Genomic DNA, 14665 nt, shown 5'->3' with positions numbered 1-14665 from the left:
CCATGACCGACGTGACGCCCGACCTGCTGCGTCCGCACGCCGAACAGGCCTACGCCGACGAACTGTCCGCCCTCGCGAGCGCCGACGAGCGCCCGCGCCCGCCGTCTTGGCGGCTCTCCCCGTGGGCGGTGGTCACCTATCTGCTCGGCGGCACCCTCGACGACGGCACCGTGATCAGCCCCAAGTACGTCGGCCCGCGCCGGCTCATGGAGGTCGCGGTCGCCACCCTCGCCACCGACCGCGCGCTGCTGCTGCTCGGCGTGCCCGGCACCGCCAAAACCTGGGTGTCGGAACATCTTTCGGCCGCCATCTGCGGGGAATCGACGCTGCTCGTGCAGGGCACGTCGGGGACGGCGGAGGAGGCGATCCGGTACGGCTGGAACTACGCCCGGCTGCTCGCCGAGGGTCCGAGCGAGGGCGCGCTGGTGCCGTCGCCGGTGATGACCGCGATGCGCGCGGGTTCGATCGCCCGGGTCGAGGAACTCACCCGCATCCCGTCCGACGTGCAGGACGCGCTGATCACCGTGCTGTCGGAGAAGACGCTGCCGGTGCCCGAACTCGGCACCGAAGTGCAGGCGGCCAAGGGCTTCAACGTCATCGCCACCGCCAACGACCGCGACCGCGGCGTGAACGAGCTGTCCTCCGCGCTGCGCCGCCGGTTCAACACCGTGGTGCTGCCGCTGCCCGCGAGCGAGGACGAGGAGGTCGCCATCGTCAGCCGCCGCGTCGAACAACTCGGCGCCTCGCTGGAACTGCCGAAGGTGCCCGCCGCGGCCGAGGAGGTGCGCCGGGTGGTGCGGGTGTTCCGCGAATTGCGTTCCGGCATCACGGCCGACGGCCGTACCAAGCTCAAGTCGCCCTCGGGCACCCTGTCCACCGCCGAGGCCATCTCGGTGATCACCAACGGGATCGCGTTGTCCGTCCACTTCGGCGACGGCGTACTGCGCGCCGGCGACATCGCCGGCGCGGTGCTCGGTTCGGTGATCAAGGATCCGGTCGCCGATGCCGTCGTGTGGACCGAGTACCTGGAAGCCGTTGTCCGCGAACGGCCGGAGTGGTCCGACTTCTACCGGGCCTGCCGCGAGATCTCCGGGTGACGGACGCAAGCGCCAGGCAGCGAAGCAGGGGGTGACACCATGACGCACGCACAGAACGGGTCGGGCGCGCAGACCCGGGTGTTCGGCATTCGCCATCACGGGCCGGGTTCCGCGCGCTCACTCCGGTTGGCGCTGGAGGCTTTTCAGCCCGACACGATCTTGATCGAGGGACCCGCGGACGCCGATCCGCTGGTCGGATACGTCGCGGCCGACGGGATGGCACCGCCGGTCGCCCTGCTCGCCTATGTGCCGGATACACCGGCGAAGGCGGCGTTCTGGCCGTACGCCGTGTTCTCGCCGGAGTGGCAGGCGCTGCGGTACGCCACCGAACACGAGGTGCCCGTTCGGTTCTGCGATCTGCCCGCCGCCATGGTGCTCGCCGCCGAGGAGGAGCCGGGCGACCGGTTCGACCCGCTGACCGAACTCGCCGCGGCGGGCGGCTACGACGATGCCGAGCGCTGGTGGGACGCGGTCGTCGAATCCTCGCCCGACGCCACCGCTTTCGACGCGATCACCGAGGCGATGGGCGCGCTGCGGGAATCCGCCGAGCTGATCGCGGCCGAGCCGGAGCCGCTCGGCGCCACGCTGGACGACGCGGACGTCAACTCCGTCGCCGAGGCGACCTCGGAGGTCATCGGGCTGGAACCGATCGAGCTCGACGCCGTGCACATCGACGCGCACACGCTGCGCCGCGAGGCGTACATGCGGCAGACGATGCGCAGGGCGTTGAAGGACGGCGCGGTCCGCCTCGCCGTGGTCTGCGGGGCCTGGCACGCGCCCGCGCTCGCGGGCAAGCTCGGCCCCGCGGCCGCGGATACCCGGCTGCTGAAGGGACTTCCGAAGACGAAGGCCACGCTGACCTGGGTGCCGTGGACGCATTCGCGGCTGTCCACGATCTCCGGCTACGGCGCGGGCATCACCTCCCCCGGCTGGTATCACCACCTGTTCACCGAGACCGCGCGGCCGATCGCCCGCTGGCTCACCAAGGTGGCCGGCGTGCTGCGCGCGCACGATCTGCCGGTCTCCAGCGCGCACATCATCGAGGCGGTCCGGCTCGCCGACACCCTCGCCGCCATGCGCGACCGTCCGCTGGCCGGGTTGTCCGAGGTCACCGAGGCCACCCGCGCGGTGATGTGCGCGGGCGACGAGACCATGCTGCGGCTGGTGGTGAACGAACTCGTCGTCGGCGAGGCGCTCGGCACCGTCCCCGAGGGCACCCCGACCGTCCCGCTCGACGCCGACCTGCGCGCCCGGATCCGCACGCTGCGGATGAAGCAGGAGGCGCTGTCCCGGGTCCTCGATCTCGACCTGCGCAAGGAACGCGAGGTGGAGCGTTCCCGCCTGCTGCACCGGCTGCGCGTGCTCGACATCCCGTGGGGCACGCTCACCACCAGCGAGGTGCGCAGCACCGGCACCTTCCGCGAGACCTGGACGCTGGAATGGCGCCCGGAGTACGCCATCTCGATCATCGAGGCGTCCCGCTGGGGCACCACCATCGGCACCGCCGCCGAGGCGAAGATCCTCGACACCGCGAGCCGCGCGGACAGCACCGTCGGCGATCTGTCGGCCGCGTTGGAGGTGGCGCTGCTTGCCGATCTCGGCGGCGCCACCGACGGACTGATCACCCGGCTGGAATCGGCGGCCGCGCTGGACCACGACATCACCCACCTGCTCGCCGCCCTGCCCGGTCTCGTCCGGACGCTGCGCTACGGCGATGTCCGCGGCACCGACACCAAGGCCCTGGCCCACGTGGCAGACGGCCTGCTGGTGCGTATCTGTGCCGGTCTACCCGGTGCCGTCACCGGGCTGGACACCGACGCGGCCATCGAGTTCCGCACCCTGCTCGACGCGGCCCACACCGCCATCAGCACCCGTGACGACGGCTGGGCCACCGCCGAGTGGCTAGGCGCGCTGGGCAAACTCGCCGACCGCGACGACGTGCACGGCGCGCTCGTCGGCCGGGCCGTGCGGGTGCTCGCCGACGTCGGCATCATCGACGAAACCGATTCCGCCCGTAGGCTTTCCGCCGCCCTGTCGGTCGGCAATACCGCCGCCGCGAAGGCGGCCTGGATCGACGGATTCGTCGGCGGGCGCGGGCTGCTGCTCGTGCACGACCGGGAGTTGTTGCGCCTCATCGACGATTGGCTGAGCGCGCTGCGCGAAGACCAGTTCGTCGAGACGCTCCCCCTGCTGCGCCGGACCTTCGGCGCGTTCGAGTCGGGCGAGCGACGCGCGATCGGCCGCGCGGTGCGCGACAGCGGCGCCGTCGCCACCCGAACCGCCGACGAGGACGGCGGTTTCGACCTCACCCGCGGCCGCGTCGCCCTGCGCGCCGCCGCGGCGATCTTAGGAGTTCCGGTATGAACGCGGTCGATGAAACACAGGCGCGGCGTTGGCGTTTGGTGCTCGGCGCCGCCGCCGAAGAGGGGCTCGGCGGACTCGGTGACGGCGACGATGCCGCGATGGATCGCGCGCTGTCCGCGCTCTACAACAGCGACGAACGAAGCTCGGGCAAACGCTCGGGCGGGCTCGAAGGCTCCGCGCCCCGGGTGGCCCGCTGGCTCGGCGACATCCGCAACTACTTCCCCTCGACCGTCGTCGAGGTGATGCAGCGCGACGCGGTCCAGCGGCTGAACCTGACCCAGCTGCTGCTGGAGCCGGAGTTGCTCGAGGCGGTCGAGCCCGACGTGCACCTGGTCGGCACCCTGCTGAGCCTGAACCGGGTGATGCCGGAGACCACCAAGGCGACCGCGCGGATGGTGGTGCAGAAGGTGGTGCGCGAGATCGAGCAGCGCATCGCCGCGCAGACCGTCGCCGCCGTCTCCGGTGCGTTGAACCGGGCCGCGCGCGTCTCTCGTCCGCGGCTGCGCGATATCGACTGGGATCGCACCATCCGCAAGAACCTGGCCAACTATCTGCCCGAGCACCGCACCGTCGTGCCCGAGCGACTGGTCGGTTACGGGCGCAAAGCCCAAGCGGTGCAACGCGATGTGGTGCTGGCCATCGACCAATCCGGCTCGATGGCGGCCAGCGTCGTCTACGCCTCCGTCTTCGGCGCGGTGCTCGCCTCCATGCGCTCGCTGAAGACCTCGCTCGTCGTCTTCGACACCGAGATCGTCGATCTCACCGACCGGCTCGACGATCCGGTAGAGGTCCTCTTCGGCACCCAGCTCGGCGGCGGCACCGACATCAACCGCGCCATCGCCTACTCGCAGACCCTGATCACCCGCCCTACCGACTCGCTGTTCGTGCTCATCTCCGACCTGTACGAGGGCGGCGTCCGCGACGAGATGCTGCGCCGGATCAACGCCATGCAGGAATCCGGCGTCCAGGTCGTCGTCCTGCTCGCCCTGTCCGACGAGGGCGCCCCCGCCTTCGACCACGACAACGCCGCTGCCCTCGCCGCCCTCGGCGTCCCCGCCTTCGCCTGCACCCCCGACAAGTTCCCCGCCCTGCTCGCGGTCGCCCTCGACCGCGGCGACCTGCAAGCCTGGGCCAACTCCAACACCAGCCACAGCTGAGATCCAATACCGTCGTCAGGCATACTATGAAATGTCCAGTCTGTTGCATGAGCGGATCGCGATATAAGATGAACTCATGGGTTCTACACATGCCAAGGTGACCGGAAATGGTCAGATCTCGCTCCCCGCGGATCTACGCCGCCGGTGGGACGCTTCGTCGGTACTTGTCATCGACCGCGGCGACTACGCGATCGTCCGGCCCATACCGGACGATCCGATCACCGCGCTGATGGGAGCCCACGCGGGCCCGGGACCGGACAGCGAAGAGGCCCGGGCCGCCGAACGCGCCAACGAACCGATGAGCAGGCCGCGATGACCGTCCTCGATGCCTACGCGGTTATCGCGTATTTCCGCGCCGAGCCATCGGCCCGCGAAGTCGCGAATCTCCTCGTCGAGCCCAGCGTCTTATCCACCGCGAACGCCGCGGAAGTGATGGATCAACTCGCCCGGGTCTACGGGCGCCACCCGGACGACATCGAGGCGGACATCGCTCTGCTCTCCACGATCGGCATGCGATTAGCTCCCGTGACCGCTCAATTAGGCGTGCTCGCCGGGCGTTTGCGCACTCGGCACTACCATCGCGAACGGATGGCCGTAAGCCTGGCGGACTGCGTCGCTGCGGCGACCGCGCTGTCCGAGCAGCTTCCGCTGGCCACGGCAGACCCCGCACTCGCCGCAGTGGTGCGAGCGGAGGGCGGCAAGGTCTATCCGCTTCCAGACAGCAAGGGCCGGTTGCCCTGATCCAGGCCGAATCACCCGGACAGGCTGGAGATGGCCGAGACCAGGTTGATCAATTGCAGTGCGATGCCGAGCAGGGTGGAGAGCGTGGTGAGGAATTCCATCGGGCTCCTATCTGAACGGGCGAACCGGACAGCTCAGGAGATCCTACGACAGGGGATGCGGCGGTGAGCCTGGTTCGACCGACCGGCACACGGCAAGTTTTCAGCTGGTCACGAGGGGTTTCGCGGCCACCGGGCCCATGCTGCCCCAGGCGGTGGCCGCGGCCGGGACGAGCCTCGGGTGCAGCAGCGCGGACACGGCCAGCAAACCGATCGCAACGATGACGTCGAGCCAGTAGTGGTTGCCGGTACCGACCACGACCAGCGTGGTCAGCACCGGATGCGCGAGGGCCAGCCAGCGCCACCGCGTACGGGTCGCGGCGACCACGGCGAAAGCGAGCAGCAGCGCCCAGCCGACATGCAGCGAGGGCATGGCGGCGAATTGATTGGACAGACCCCCGGATTCGGCCGAGCCGTACACGGATTGGCCGTGCACGGCGGCGAGATCGACGAAGCCGTATTCCGGCAGCATGCGCGGCGGCGCGAGCGGCACCAGCACGTGCACGACGAGCGCGGCGGCGGTCAACGCCACCATCAGGTTCCGCGTCCAGCGATAGTGCTCCGGCCGAAACACCCACAACCACAACAGGACCGCCACCGCGACGGTGAAATGCGCGGTGGCGTAGTAGAAGTTGGCCGGCAGGGCGAAGGTGTCGTGCCGGACGAAGACCGATTGCAACGTCGTCTCCTCGGGTAACCAGAGCCGATCCTCCAGCCCGAGCAGCCCGCGGGCGTTGCCGAACGCGCGCACCGTGTCGTCGGCGGTCACCATCCGGCCGACCCGATAGCCCACATAGAGCACGGTGATCAGCGCCAGCTGCCCGATCGCCTCGCCGCCGCGCCCGTGCACGGCAGCCCGCACCCGCTCGACGACCCCGCCCGGCGCGGCCTCGAATCCGACGCCCGGCCCGCCAAGACCCACAGCCACCATCGCCCGCGGCCTCCTTCCCCGTTGAACCAGGCCGATCCCGGCAATTAAGCGGAGCTATATCCTCCGTTTAACCTAGCATCACCCCCTGGTCGACTTCATCGCGGTGTGACGGGACAGACACCAGAACTCACCGCACGAACCCGGACCGGCTGCGGGCCAGGCGATTCCGCATAGCACAACGGCGGGCCCCGAGGAATCGGGGCCCGCCGACAACCGTGCGCTTACAGGTCGGCGATGGCCGCCAAGGGTGGGGTCCGGGCGGCCCGGACCGCGGGCCAGAGCGCGGCCAGCACCCCGACCACCGCCGAACTCACCAGGACGAGCACCAGTTGCGACCACGGGATGGCGATCTGATCGAGCCCCAGATCCCGCAGGGTCCGCAGGAAGCCCACCCCGAGCCCCAACCCGAGCAGCATGCCGATGATGGCCCCGAAGACCGCGATCAGCATGGATTCCAGATAGATCGTTCGCCGCACTTGGGCGCGTTGCATCCCGACCGCACGCAGCATGCCGATCTCGCGCCGCCGCTCCACCACCGACAGCGCCAGCGTGTTGACGATGCCGAGGATGGCGATCACCACCGCCAGGGCGAGCAGGCCGTAGAGGATGGCGAGCAGCGTGTTGATCTGCTTGCCCTGCGCGCCTTTGAATTCCTCGCGGTCCTGCACCTGGACCACCGGGAACGGCTCGACCGCCTGCTCCAGATCGGCCCGCATCTCGGTAAGGTTCGTGCCGGGCTTGGCGGTGACCAGCACGACGACATTGCTCTGGAAGTTGACCGGTACCACCTCCTTGTAGACCACCGGCGATACCACGAGCGCGCCGAGCAGCGGGGTCTTGCGGTAGATGCCCGCGACGGTCAGCGGAACCTTCTTGCCGTCGAAACCGGTCGGCGAGACCTCCTGCCCGACCCGCCAGCCGCGTTTGTTCGCCTCGTCCTCGGACACCAGGATGTCCCGGTCACCGAGCGTCGCTGAGCCACGCAGTATTTCGTAGTTCAGCGCCTGATCGAGCCTGCCGTCCGGCGACGTGCCGCCGACCTGATCGTCCCCGATCTTGAAACCGACGCCACGCAGCCCGACCACATCGGCAACGCCGGGCACCGACTTGCGCACCGCCTCGGCGGCGCCGAACGGCACTCCGACGAATTGCTGAGTGGCCAGCACATATTCGGACCGCACGCCCTTGTCCACCAGCACCCCGACGCTGGCTTTGGCCGAGGCGCCGAGCATGCCGATCGCGGTGACCAGCATCAACCCGAGGGTGAGCGCGAACGCCGTCGCGGCCGTGCGGCGCGGGTTGCGGGCGGCATTGTTGCGCGCCATCCGCCCGATCGGCCCGAACGGACGAGTCAGCACCCCGAGCCCGCCGACCACCGGTCGCGACAGCGCGGGCGCGGCAAGCAATACCGCGAGAATCAGCGCCAGTGCGCCGATCCCTACGGTCAAAGCCGCGTTCCCGCCGGTCGATTGGGCGCCGACGTAGACGAGCACCACACCCGCGACCGCGAGCACCGCGCCGACCAACGTCCGGATCCGCAGCGAATCACCGGCGGAGGCGAACTCCTCCCGCATCGCCTCGACCGGCGGAATCTTCGCCGCGCGACGGGCGGGCGCGTAGGCGCTGAGCACCGTCACGAGGAGACCGACGAGCAACCCGACCGCGATGGTGCGCGGCAACACCGTCATCGACCCGGTCGGCAGCCCGAGATCGAACGCGTTGAGCACCGCGGACAGGCCGAACGCCAACCCGATGCCGCCGGCCAATCCCAGTGCGCTGCCGACCAATCCGATGACGAACGCCTCCGCCACCACCGATCGCCCGACCTGCTGCCTGCTCGCCCCGACCGCGCGCAGCAACGCGAGTTCGCGCAGCCGCTGCGCGACGATCATCGAGAAGGTGTTGTAGATGATGAACGTCCCGACGATCAGCGCGATGGCACCGAACGCGAGCAGGAAGTAGTTGATGAAGTTGAGCGCGTTGGACACGTCCTTCTTCAGGTCCGCACGCACCTGATCGCCGTTCTGCACCTTGTAGTTCGGCAGGTCCTTGATCAGGTTGTCGCGCAACTGATCCCCGGGTATCCCGGTAGCCGCGACATCGACATAGGCCACGTGCAACCCGTCGGTGAACAGCTTGCGCGCCTGCGCGTCGTCGAACAGCACGCCGATGAATCCGCCGGTGTCCGAGGGCACCTGGTAGATGCCGGTGAGGGTCACATCGATCGGATCGCCCTGCGACGGGACCATCAGCTTGGTGTGATCGCCGATCTTCAGCCCGGCTCGTTCGGCACCGCCCGTATTCAGCGCGATCTCACCGCTTTTCGCCGGCGGCACGCCCTGGACGAACTTGTTCGGCTCGGCGACCGCCCGCTCCGGCGGCAGATAGGACTGCCCGAAGGTGGGCGCGCCGCCGGTCTGGATCGCCTTCTTCCCGTCCGGCGTCAGCAGCACCAGCACGCCGTTCACGCTCGGCGCGATCGTGCGTACCCCGGGATACTTCTGCAGCTCGTCGACGATGTTGTTCGGAACGCCTTGCGCCTGGCGCTCTTTGGGACTCACCCGAACGTCGACGCCCTTCGCCTGACCGGCGAAGATTCCGTCGAACGTGCGCTGCAACGTATCGGTGAACACGAACGAACCCGCGATGAACGCGGTGCCGAGCACCACCGAGAGCAGCGTCAGGGCGAGGCGCACTTTATGCGCGGCAAGGTTGCGTAGCGCGACCTTCCGCATCGGACTGCCGCTCATCAGGCTTGCTCCAGCGCCTTCATCCGGTCGAGCACGGTATCCGAGGTCGGATCACGCATTTCGTTCACGATCTTGCCGTCGGCCAGGAAGATCACCCGGTCGGCGAACCCGGCGGCGTGCGGCTCGTGTGTGACGATCACCACGGTCTGCCCGAACTCGTCCACCGCGGCCCGCAGGATGGACAGCACCTCCTCGGAGGCCTTCGAGTCCAGGTTGCCGGTCGGCTCGTCGCCGAAGATGATCTCCGGCTTGCCCGCCAGCGCCCGCGCGCAGGCGACCCGCTGCTGCTGTCCGCCGGACAGCTCGCTCGGCCGATGGGTGAGCCGGTCGTTGAGGCCGAGGCGCTTCAGCACCGTATCCAGCCAGGCCTGATCCGGCTTGCGCCCGGCGATGTCCAGCGGCAGCGTGATGTTCTCCAGCGCGGTCAGCGTCGGCACCAGGTTGAACGCCTGGAAGACGAACCCGATCCGGTCCCGGCGCAACCGGGTCATCTGCTTGTCGGACAGGCCGGCCAGGTCGGTGTCGCCGATCCGGACGGTGCCGGTGCTCGCGCTGTCCAGCCCGGCCAGGCAGTGCATCAGTGTCGACTTGCCGGAGCCCGACGGCCCCATGATCGCGGTGAATTCCCCCTTCGCGAACTCGGCCGACACCCCGTCCAGGGCTCGGACCTGCGTATCTCCCGACCCGTAGACCTTGACCAGGTCGATCGCACGGGCCGCGACATCGGTCGGTACCGCCAGGTCAGCGGTGTCGGAGCCCAAAGCTTGCGAAGTCATGCACACCAGTCTTACCGCGTTCGGGCCGGTGCGCCATCAGGGAATTCCCCGACTCGTCAGGTATCGATGCGCGCGGACGAGTTACGTGGTAACGGGTTCGGTGTGTAGCTGGCCGATCAGGCTGGTCAGCGACTTGGCCAGTCGGGCATTGCCCGCGGCCAGCGCGTCGAGGCCGCTGGCACCGACGGCGCGGTTCATCGCCTGGTAGGCGAGCAGGCCGCGGCGAGTCGGGAAGACCAGCACCCGGCGGCGATCGGTGTCGTCGACCTTGCGGTGCACCAGGTTGTCCGCGATCATCCCGTCGATCAGCCGGGTCAGGTTGGCGCCGGTGAGCAGCGTGGCCTCCGCGAGGTGCGACATCGGGTAGCCGACGCCGTCCACCACCGCGGCGAGGGCGTGCCAGCGCACGACGGAGTTCTCGCCGAGACTGGTCGCGATGGCCCGGTCGAGTTCCTGCGACGCCCTGCGCACCAGCCGGGCCAATTCTTCCAGCGCGGCGGGGTCGGTGCTATGGTCCACGGCAGTACTATATCCAACCCCGTATGGTTAATATTCAAATGGAAATATACGGTGGTGATTCCGTTGTCGCGCTACGGTTTTCGTCGCTCCACGGTGGACATCGCGCTGGTGGTGCCGCGCAGTGGGTCCGCGGGCATGTTCGGGCCGTCCTGTGAGGCCTGCGCGGCATTGGCCGTCGCGGATATCAATGCCGCCGGCGGAATTCTCGATCGGACCGTCCGGCTGCACCCGGTGGACGCGGGCGCACCGCTGCCCGTGCTCGCCGCGACGATCGACCGGATGGTCAGCACCGGCGCGGTCGACGGCGTGGTCGGCTGGCATCTGTCCAACGCGCGCAAGGTGATCACGCCGCACACCGCGGGCCGGGTGCCCTACGTCTACACCACGTTCTACGAGGGCGGCGAGGACTCCGACGGCGTCTACATGGTCGGCGAGACGCCGGAGCAACAGCTGTTCCCCGCGCTGCGCTGGCTGCGCGCCGAGCACGGCATCCGCCGCTGGTGCGTGGTCGGCAACGACTACGTGTGGCCCCGGGAAACCGCAAGGGCCGCTATGGAATTCGCGGCGACGACGGATATCGATATTGTCGGCCAGACGTTCGTCCCGCTCGGCGGACGCGACTTCCGGCAGGCGCTGGATTTGGTCCATCGCTCGCCGGCCCAGGGGGTTCTGCTGTTCATGGTCGGCGCGGACTGCGCCGCGTTCAACCGCGCCTTCGCCGAGGCCGGTCTCGATGACGGCAGGCTGCGGCTGAGCATGATGATCGGCGAGGATGTGCTGTACGCGGGCGGCGCCGACAGCACGCGCGGATTGTTCACCGCCAGCGGCTATTTCGAGAGCGTCGTGTCCTCCGCGGGAATGGATTTCGGCGCGCGGTATCTGCGCGAGTTCGGCCCGGCCGCGCCCGCGCTGAACAACATCGGCGAATCCTGCTACGAGGGACTGCTGCTGTTCGCCTCGCTCGCCGAGTCCGCGCGCAGCCTCGACCTGCGCGCCATCGAACGGCACGCGCCGCGGGTCAGCTACGGCGGCCCGCGCGGCGAGGTGCGGGTGCGCGGTGCGCACACCACCCAGCCGGTCTACCTGGCCGACGCCGACCTGCTCGAATTCAGCGTGCGCGCCGAACTCAACTCCTGAGTCTCGTAACACGAACTTCACCCTGCGGTTTCGCTGCGGCGACCTGACTGCCTTTGTATCGTCATCATACGAAACATATTCAAATGAAAATAATGAGGTCTCCGTGCCCCTCTACTGGTTCCACTGCCGCGCCTGCGGCGGCTTCGATCTCGCCTTCGCGATGGCCGACGTGCCCGCCGCCGCGCCGTGCCCGGACTGCGCGTCGAGCAGCAAGCGCCAGTTCGGCGTCGCGGCGCTGATCCGGCCTGGTTCGGCGGCCACCCGGCTCATCGACGCGACCGAGCGCACGGCCGGCGAGCCGTCGGTCGTCTCCGCGCCGCCGCGCAAGGCCGTGCCGGTGACGCGAAACCCGTTGCACCGCAAGCTTCCCCGCCCCTGATACCGAAGGAGACACGATGCCCGAGTTACTGTTCCCGCTCGATTCCGGCAAGCGGTTCACCGAGCAGAAGTACGTCGGTCACAATCGGTGGCACCCCGATATCCCCGCCGCGGTGACGGTCAAGCCCGGCGCCGAGTTCCGGGTGCACGTGCGCGAGTGGTTCGACGGCGCCATCCACAACGACGACTCCGCCGAGGACGTGCTCAACGCGCCGCTGAGCACGGTGCACTGCCTGTCCGGTCCGTTCGCGATCGAGGGCGCGCAGCCCGGCGATCTGCTCATCGTCGACATCCTCGACATCGGGCCCATTCCACAGGAGGACTCCGGCCCGCTGGCCGGGCAGGGCTGGGGCTACACCGGCATCTTCGCCACGGACAACGGCGGCGGCTTCCTCACCGAGCACTTCCCCGACGCGTACAAGGCGATCTGGGACTTCAGCGGGCAGACCACCACCTCGCGCCACATTCCCGGGGTGAAGTTCACCGGCATGACCCACCCGGGATTGATGGGGACCGCGCCGTCGGCCGCGCTCCTGTCGAAATGGAACGCGCGCGAAGAGGCGCTGATCGCGACCGACCCGCACCGGGTGCCGCCGCTGGCGCTGCCGCCCGAGCCGCGCGACGCCATCCTCGGCTCGCTGTCCGGCGTCGAGTTCGACCGGGTCGCCGCCGATGCCGCGCGCACCGCGCCGCCGCGGGAGAACGGCGGCAATCAGGACATCAAGAACTTCACCCGGGGCAGCCGGGTGTTCTATCCGGTATTCGTCGACGGCGCGCACCTCTCGGTCGGCGACCTGCACTTCTCCCAGGGCGACGGCGAGATCACCTTCTGCGGCGCGATCGAGATGGGCGGATTCATCGACCTGCGCGTCGATCTCATCAAGAACGGCATGGAGCTCTACGGCGTCGCCGAGAACGCCATCTTCATGCCCGGCAACTCCGGCCCCAATTACTCCGAATACCTGGCCTTTTCGGGTACCTCGGTGACCCTCGGCGGCGAACAGCGCTACCTCGACTCGCAACTGTCCTTCGAGCGCGCCTGCCTGCACGCCATCGACTACCTCACCAAGTTCGGCTACACCCCGGAGCAGGCCTACCTCCTGCTCGGCGCCGCCCCCATCGAGGGCCGTTTCTCCGGCGTGGTGGACATCCCCAATTCCTGTGCCACCGTCTACATCCCCACCGCCATCTTCGATTTCCCCATCACCCCCACCTCCGCCGGCCCCACCCGGATCGACCCCGGCCCCGGCGCGCCCAGGGCCACCCGCTGACGCCACGTCGCCCTCGGATTGCTGAAACATTGCTCAGGCCGCGCGACCCGTGCCAGCAATCCGGGCGGCGGCGATATTTGACCGGGTAATTAAATGGTCGGCCGTCAAGTTATCCGATATGGCCCGGGGTGGATCGGGCGGTGGTTCAATCGGGATGCGTGTGCTCTGGAGTAGCTGTTGGTGGCGAAAGGAGTGTCATGGGGCCGACGGTCGCGGAACGGATCCGCTTGCGGGTCGAGAGATTTCATTCGGAAAGGATTGCCGGGCACTGGGGCGGGCGGCATATCCTGCACGGTCGTGCGCCCGCGTTCGGGGATATCGTGCTCAGCGGCAACGACTATTTGGCCTTGGCCGCCGATCCGCGGATCACGCACGCGATCAGGACGGCGCTGCGGGCGGCGTATTCGCCGAGATTCGCCTCGGGTGCCTATCTGCCCGTCGATCATCCGCAGGTCGCGCTGGAACGCGCCTTCGCCGACCAGCTGCGCGCGCCCGCCGGGATTCTCTGCCAGTCCGGGTGGGATGCGAAAGTCGGCCTGCTGCAATCGATCGCAGATCCCGGAACGCCGATCTATATCGATCAATTCGCGCACATGTCGTTCTGGCACGGCGCGAGAGCGGCCGGTGCGCAGATATATTCGTTCCGGCACAATTTTCCCGGTCATCTGCGCGAGCAGATCCGCGCGCACGGACCGGGCATCATCGCGGTGGACGCGATCTACGGCACCAATGGCAGCCGCTGCCCGCTGACCCAGATCTGCGATGCCGCCGACGAAACCGACAGCGTGCTCGTCGTCGACGAATCACACGCGCTGGGCACCGACGGACCGGCCGGGGCCGGAATGGTCGCGGCACTCGGCCTGACCGAACGGGTGCCGTACCGAATTGCCAGCCTGGCCAAGGCCTTCGGTGCCCGCGCCGGATTCGTCGGCGCGAACAGCATCGATTTCGTCGACTACTTCAAGATGGAATCCCATCCCGCGGTGTTCTCCGCCACGCTGCTGCCGTACGAGATCGCCGGCCTCGCGGCAACGCTCGAGGTGGTCCGGCTGGACAATTGGCGGCGACAGCGACTACGCGAGCTGTCCACCATGGTGCGCCGCGCACTGACCGGGCTCGAATTCGACCTGGAGGGCTCAGCCAGTCACATCGTCGCGCTCCAGGGCGGACCCGACGCACGCGCGCTGGCCATGCGCGACTTCCTGGAGGCGCGCGGCATTTTCGGCGCCCTGCTGTGCCCACCGGCCACCGCCCGCAACCACTGCCTCGTCCGCTTCGGTCTGCACGCCGGCCTCACCGACCAGCACGTCGACCGAATCATCGGCGCCTGCACCGAGATCCGCGCCCACTTCGGCGCGACCCCACCGCTCGAGGCGCCACCGAGACCCGCGAAACACGCACTCCCGACCCACGCGGCGAGCGGCGCATGACGGCGACCCGCGCCGC

Annotated in this window: 13 protein-coding genes; 9 read left to right on the top strand and 4 right to left on the bottom strand. The window is 68.8% G+C overall.

Annotated elements, in window-relative coordinates; translation table 11 throughout:
- Positions 1–2 precede the first annotated feature (2 nt).
- From ACFQ9K_RS27230 to ACFQ9K_RS27210, 5 genes are all read left to right on the top strand, one after another.
- Positions 3–1097 (top strand): AAA family ATPase, encoded by a 1095-nt coding sequence (locus tag ACFQ9K_RS27230; RefSeq protein ID WP_378723193.1) that lies wholly within the window; start codon positions 3–5, stop codon positions 1095–1097.
- A 39-nt stretch (positions 1098–1136) separates the two neighbouring features.
- Positions 1137–3461: a DUF5682 family protein gene (locus ACFQ9K_RS27225; RefSeq protein WP_378983763.1), complete on the top strand. Its 2325-nt coding sequence runs from the start codon at positions 1137–1139 to the stop codon at positions 3459–3461.
- Positions 3458–4618: a VWA domain-containing protein gene (locus ACFQ9K_RS27220; RefSeq protein ID WP_378727103.1), complete on the top strand. Its 1161-nt coding sequence runs from the start codon at positions 3458–3460 to the stop codon at positions 4616–4618. The genes ACFQ9K_RS27225 and ACFQ9K_RS27220 overlap by 4 nt, the downstream gene beginning before the upstream one ends.
- A 76-nt stretch (positions 4619–4694) precedes the next feature.
- Entirely contained in the window at positions 4695–4934 is a 240-nt protein-coding gene (locus ACFQ9K_RS27215; RefSeq protein WP_378727105.1) for an AbrB/MazE/SpoVT family DNA-binding domain-containing protein, read from the top strand.
- Positions 4931–5359, top strand: coding sequence for a PIN domain-containing protein (locus tag ACFQ9K_RS27210; protein ID WP_378727107.1), 429 nt, complete (start codon positions 4931–4933; stop codon positions 5357–5359). Before ACFQ9K_RS27215 ends, ACFQ9K_RS27210 begins: the two co-directional genes overlap by 4 nt.
- Before the next feature lie 201 nt (positions 5360–5560).
- Here ACFQ9K_RS27210 and ACFQ9K_RS27205 read toward each other — a convergent pair whose 3' ends face one another.
- The 4 genes from ACFQ9K_RS27205 to ACFQ9K_RS27190 form a co-directional block, all read right to left on the bottom strand.
- Positions 5561–6388 carry a phosphatase PAP2 family protein gene (locus ACFQ9K_RS27205; protein ID WP_378727109.1) on the bottom strand — a complete coding sequence of 276 codons (828 nt, stop codon included), beginning with the start codon at positions 6386–6388 and terminating at the stop codon, positions 5561–5563.
- Between the two features lie 221 nt (positions 6389–6609).
- Complete coding sequence (locus tag ACFQ9K_RS27200; RefSeq protein WP_378726300.1) at positions 6610–9138, bottom strand: ABC transporter permease; 2529 nt, start codon at positions 9136–9138, stop codon at positions 6610–6612.
- A complete protein-coding gene (locus ACFQ9K_RS27195; RefSeq protein ID WP_375912593.1) occupies positions 9138–9914 on the bottom strand; it encodes an ABC transporter ATP-binding protein in 777 nt (258 codons plus the stop codon). Before ACFQ9K_RS27195 ends, ACFQ9K_RS27200 begins: the two co-directional genes overlap by 1 nt.
- Positions 9915–9995: 81 nt before the next feature.
- Complete coding sequence (locus ACFQ9K_RS27190) at positions 9996–10433, bottom strand: MarR family winged helix-turn-helix transcriptional regulator (protein ID WP_378726302.1); 438 nt, start codon at positions 10431–10433, stop codon at positions 9996–9998.
- A gap of 51 nt (positions 10434–10484) precedes the next feature.
- On the opposite strand from ACFQ9K_RS27190, the gene ACFQ9K_RS27185 reads away from it, so the two are divergent.
- The 4 genes from ACFQ9K_RS27185 (at position 10485) to cqsA (ending at position 14649) form a co-directional block, all read left to right on the top strand.
- Positions 10485–11570 (top strand): substrate-binding domain-containing protein, encoded by a 1086-nt coding sequence (locus ACFQ9K_RS27185; RefSeq protein WP_378726304.1) that lies wholly within the window; start codon positions 10485–10487, stop codon positions 11568–11570.
- Between the two features lie 103 nt (positions 11571–11673).
- Positions 11674–11949 (top strand): FmdB family zinc ribbon protein, encoded by a 276-nt coding sequence (locus tag ACFQ9K_RS27180; RefSeq protein ID WP_378726307.1) that lies wholly within the window; start codon positions 11674–11676, stop codon positions 11947–11949.
- Between the two features lie 16 nt (positions 11950–11965).
- Positions 11966–13219, top strand: a complete 1254-nt coding sequence (fmdA, locus tag ACFQ9K_RS27175) for a formamidase (RefSeq protein ID WP_378726309.1) — start codon at positions 11966–11968, stop codon at positions 13217–13219.
- 197 nt (positions 13220–13416) lie between these two features.
- The gene (gene cqsA, locus ACFQ9K_RS27170) at positions 13417–14649 is read left to right on the top strand and encodes an alpha-hydroxyketone-type quorum-sensing autoinducer synthase (RefSeq protein WP_378726311.1); all 1233 of its coding nucleotides are present in this window, start codon (positions 13417–13419) and stop codon (positions 14647–14649) included.
- The last annotated feature ends 16 nt before the right edge of the window (positions 14650–14665 follow it).

The organism is Nocardia sp. NPDC056564 (assembly GCF_042793755.1).
Taxonomy (GTDB): Bacteria; Actinomycetota; Actinomycetes; order Mycobacteriales; family Mycobacteriaceae; genus Nocardia.
Note: the sequence above shows the minus strand (reverse complement) of the source record. Positions and strands in the feature narration are given on the sequence as shown.

What these genes read in the sequence shown, in the direction of transcription:
- ACFQ9K_RS27230 (WP_378723193.1), top strand. Translation starts at nt 3, where the DNA reads ATGACCGACGTGACGCCCGACCTGCTGCGTCCGCACGCCGAACAGGCC.
- ACFQ9K_RS27225 (WP_378983763.1), top strand. Translation starts at nt 1,137, where the DNA reads ATGACGCACGCACAGAACGGGTCGGGCGCGCAGACCCGGGTGTTCGGC.
- ACFQ9K_RS27220 (WP_378727103.1), top strand. Translation starts at nt 3,458, where the DNA reads ATGAACGCGGTCGATGAAACACAGGCGCGGCGTTGGCGTTTGGTGCTC.
- ACFQ9K_RS27215 (WP_378727105.1), top strand. Translation starts at nt 4,695, where the DNA reads ATGGGTTCTACACATGCCAAGGTGACCGGAAATGGTCAGATCTCGCTC.
- ACFQ9K_RS27210 (WP_378727107.1), top strand. Translation starts at nt 4,931, where the DNA reads ATGACCGTCCTCGATGCCTACGCGGTTATCGCGTATTTCCGCGCCGAG.
- ACFQ9K_RS27205 (WP_378727109.1), bottom strand. Translation starts at nt 6,388, where the DNA reads ATGGTGGCTGTGGGTCTTGGCGGGCCGGGCGTCGGATTCGAGGCCGCG.
- ACFQ9K_RS27200 (WP_378726300.1), bottom strand. Translation starts at nt 9,138, where the DNA reads ATGAGCGGCAGTCCGATGCGGAAGGTCGCGCTACGCAACCTTGCCGCG.
- ACFQ9K_RS27195 (WP_375912593.1), bottom strand. Translation starts at nt 9,914, where the DNA reads ATGACTTCGCAAGCTTTGGGCTCCGACACCGCTGACCTGGCGGTACCG.
- fmdA (WP_378726309.1), top strand. Translation starts at nt 11,966, where the DNA reads ATGCCCGAGTTACTGTTCCCGCTCGATTCCGGCAAGCGGTTCACCGAG.
- cqsA (WP_378726311.1), top strand. Translation starts at nt 13,417, where the DNA reads ATGGGGCCGACGGTCGCGGAACGGATCCGCTTGCGGGTCGAGAGATTT.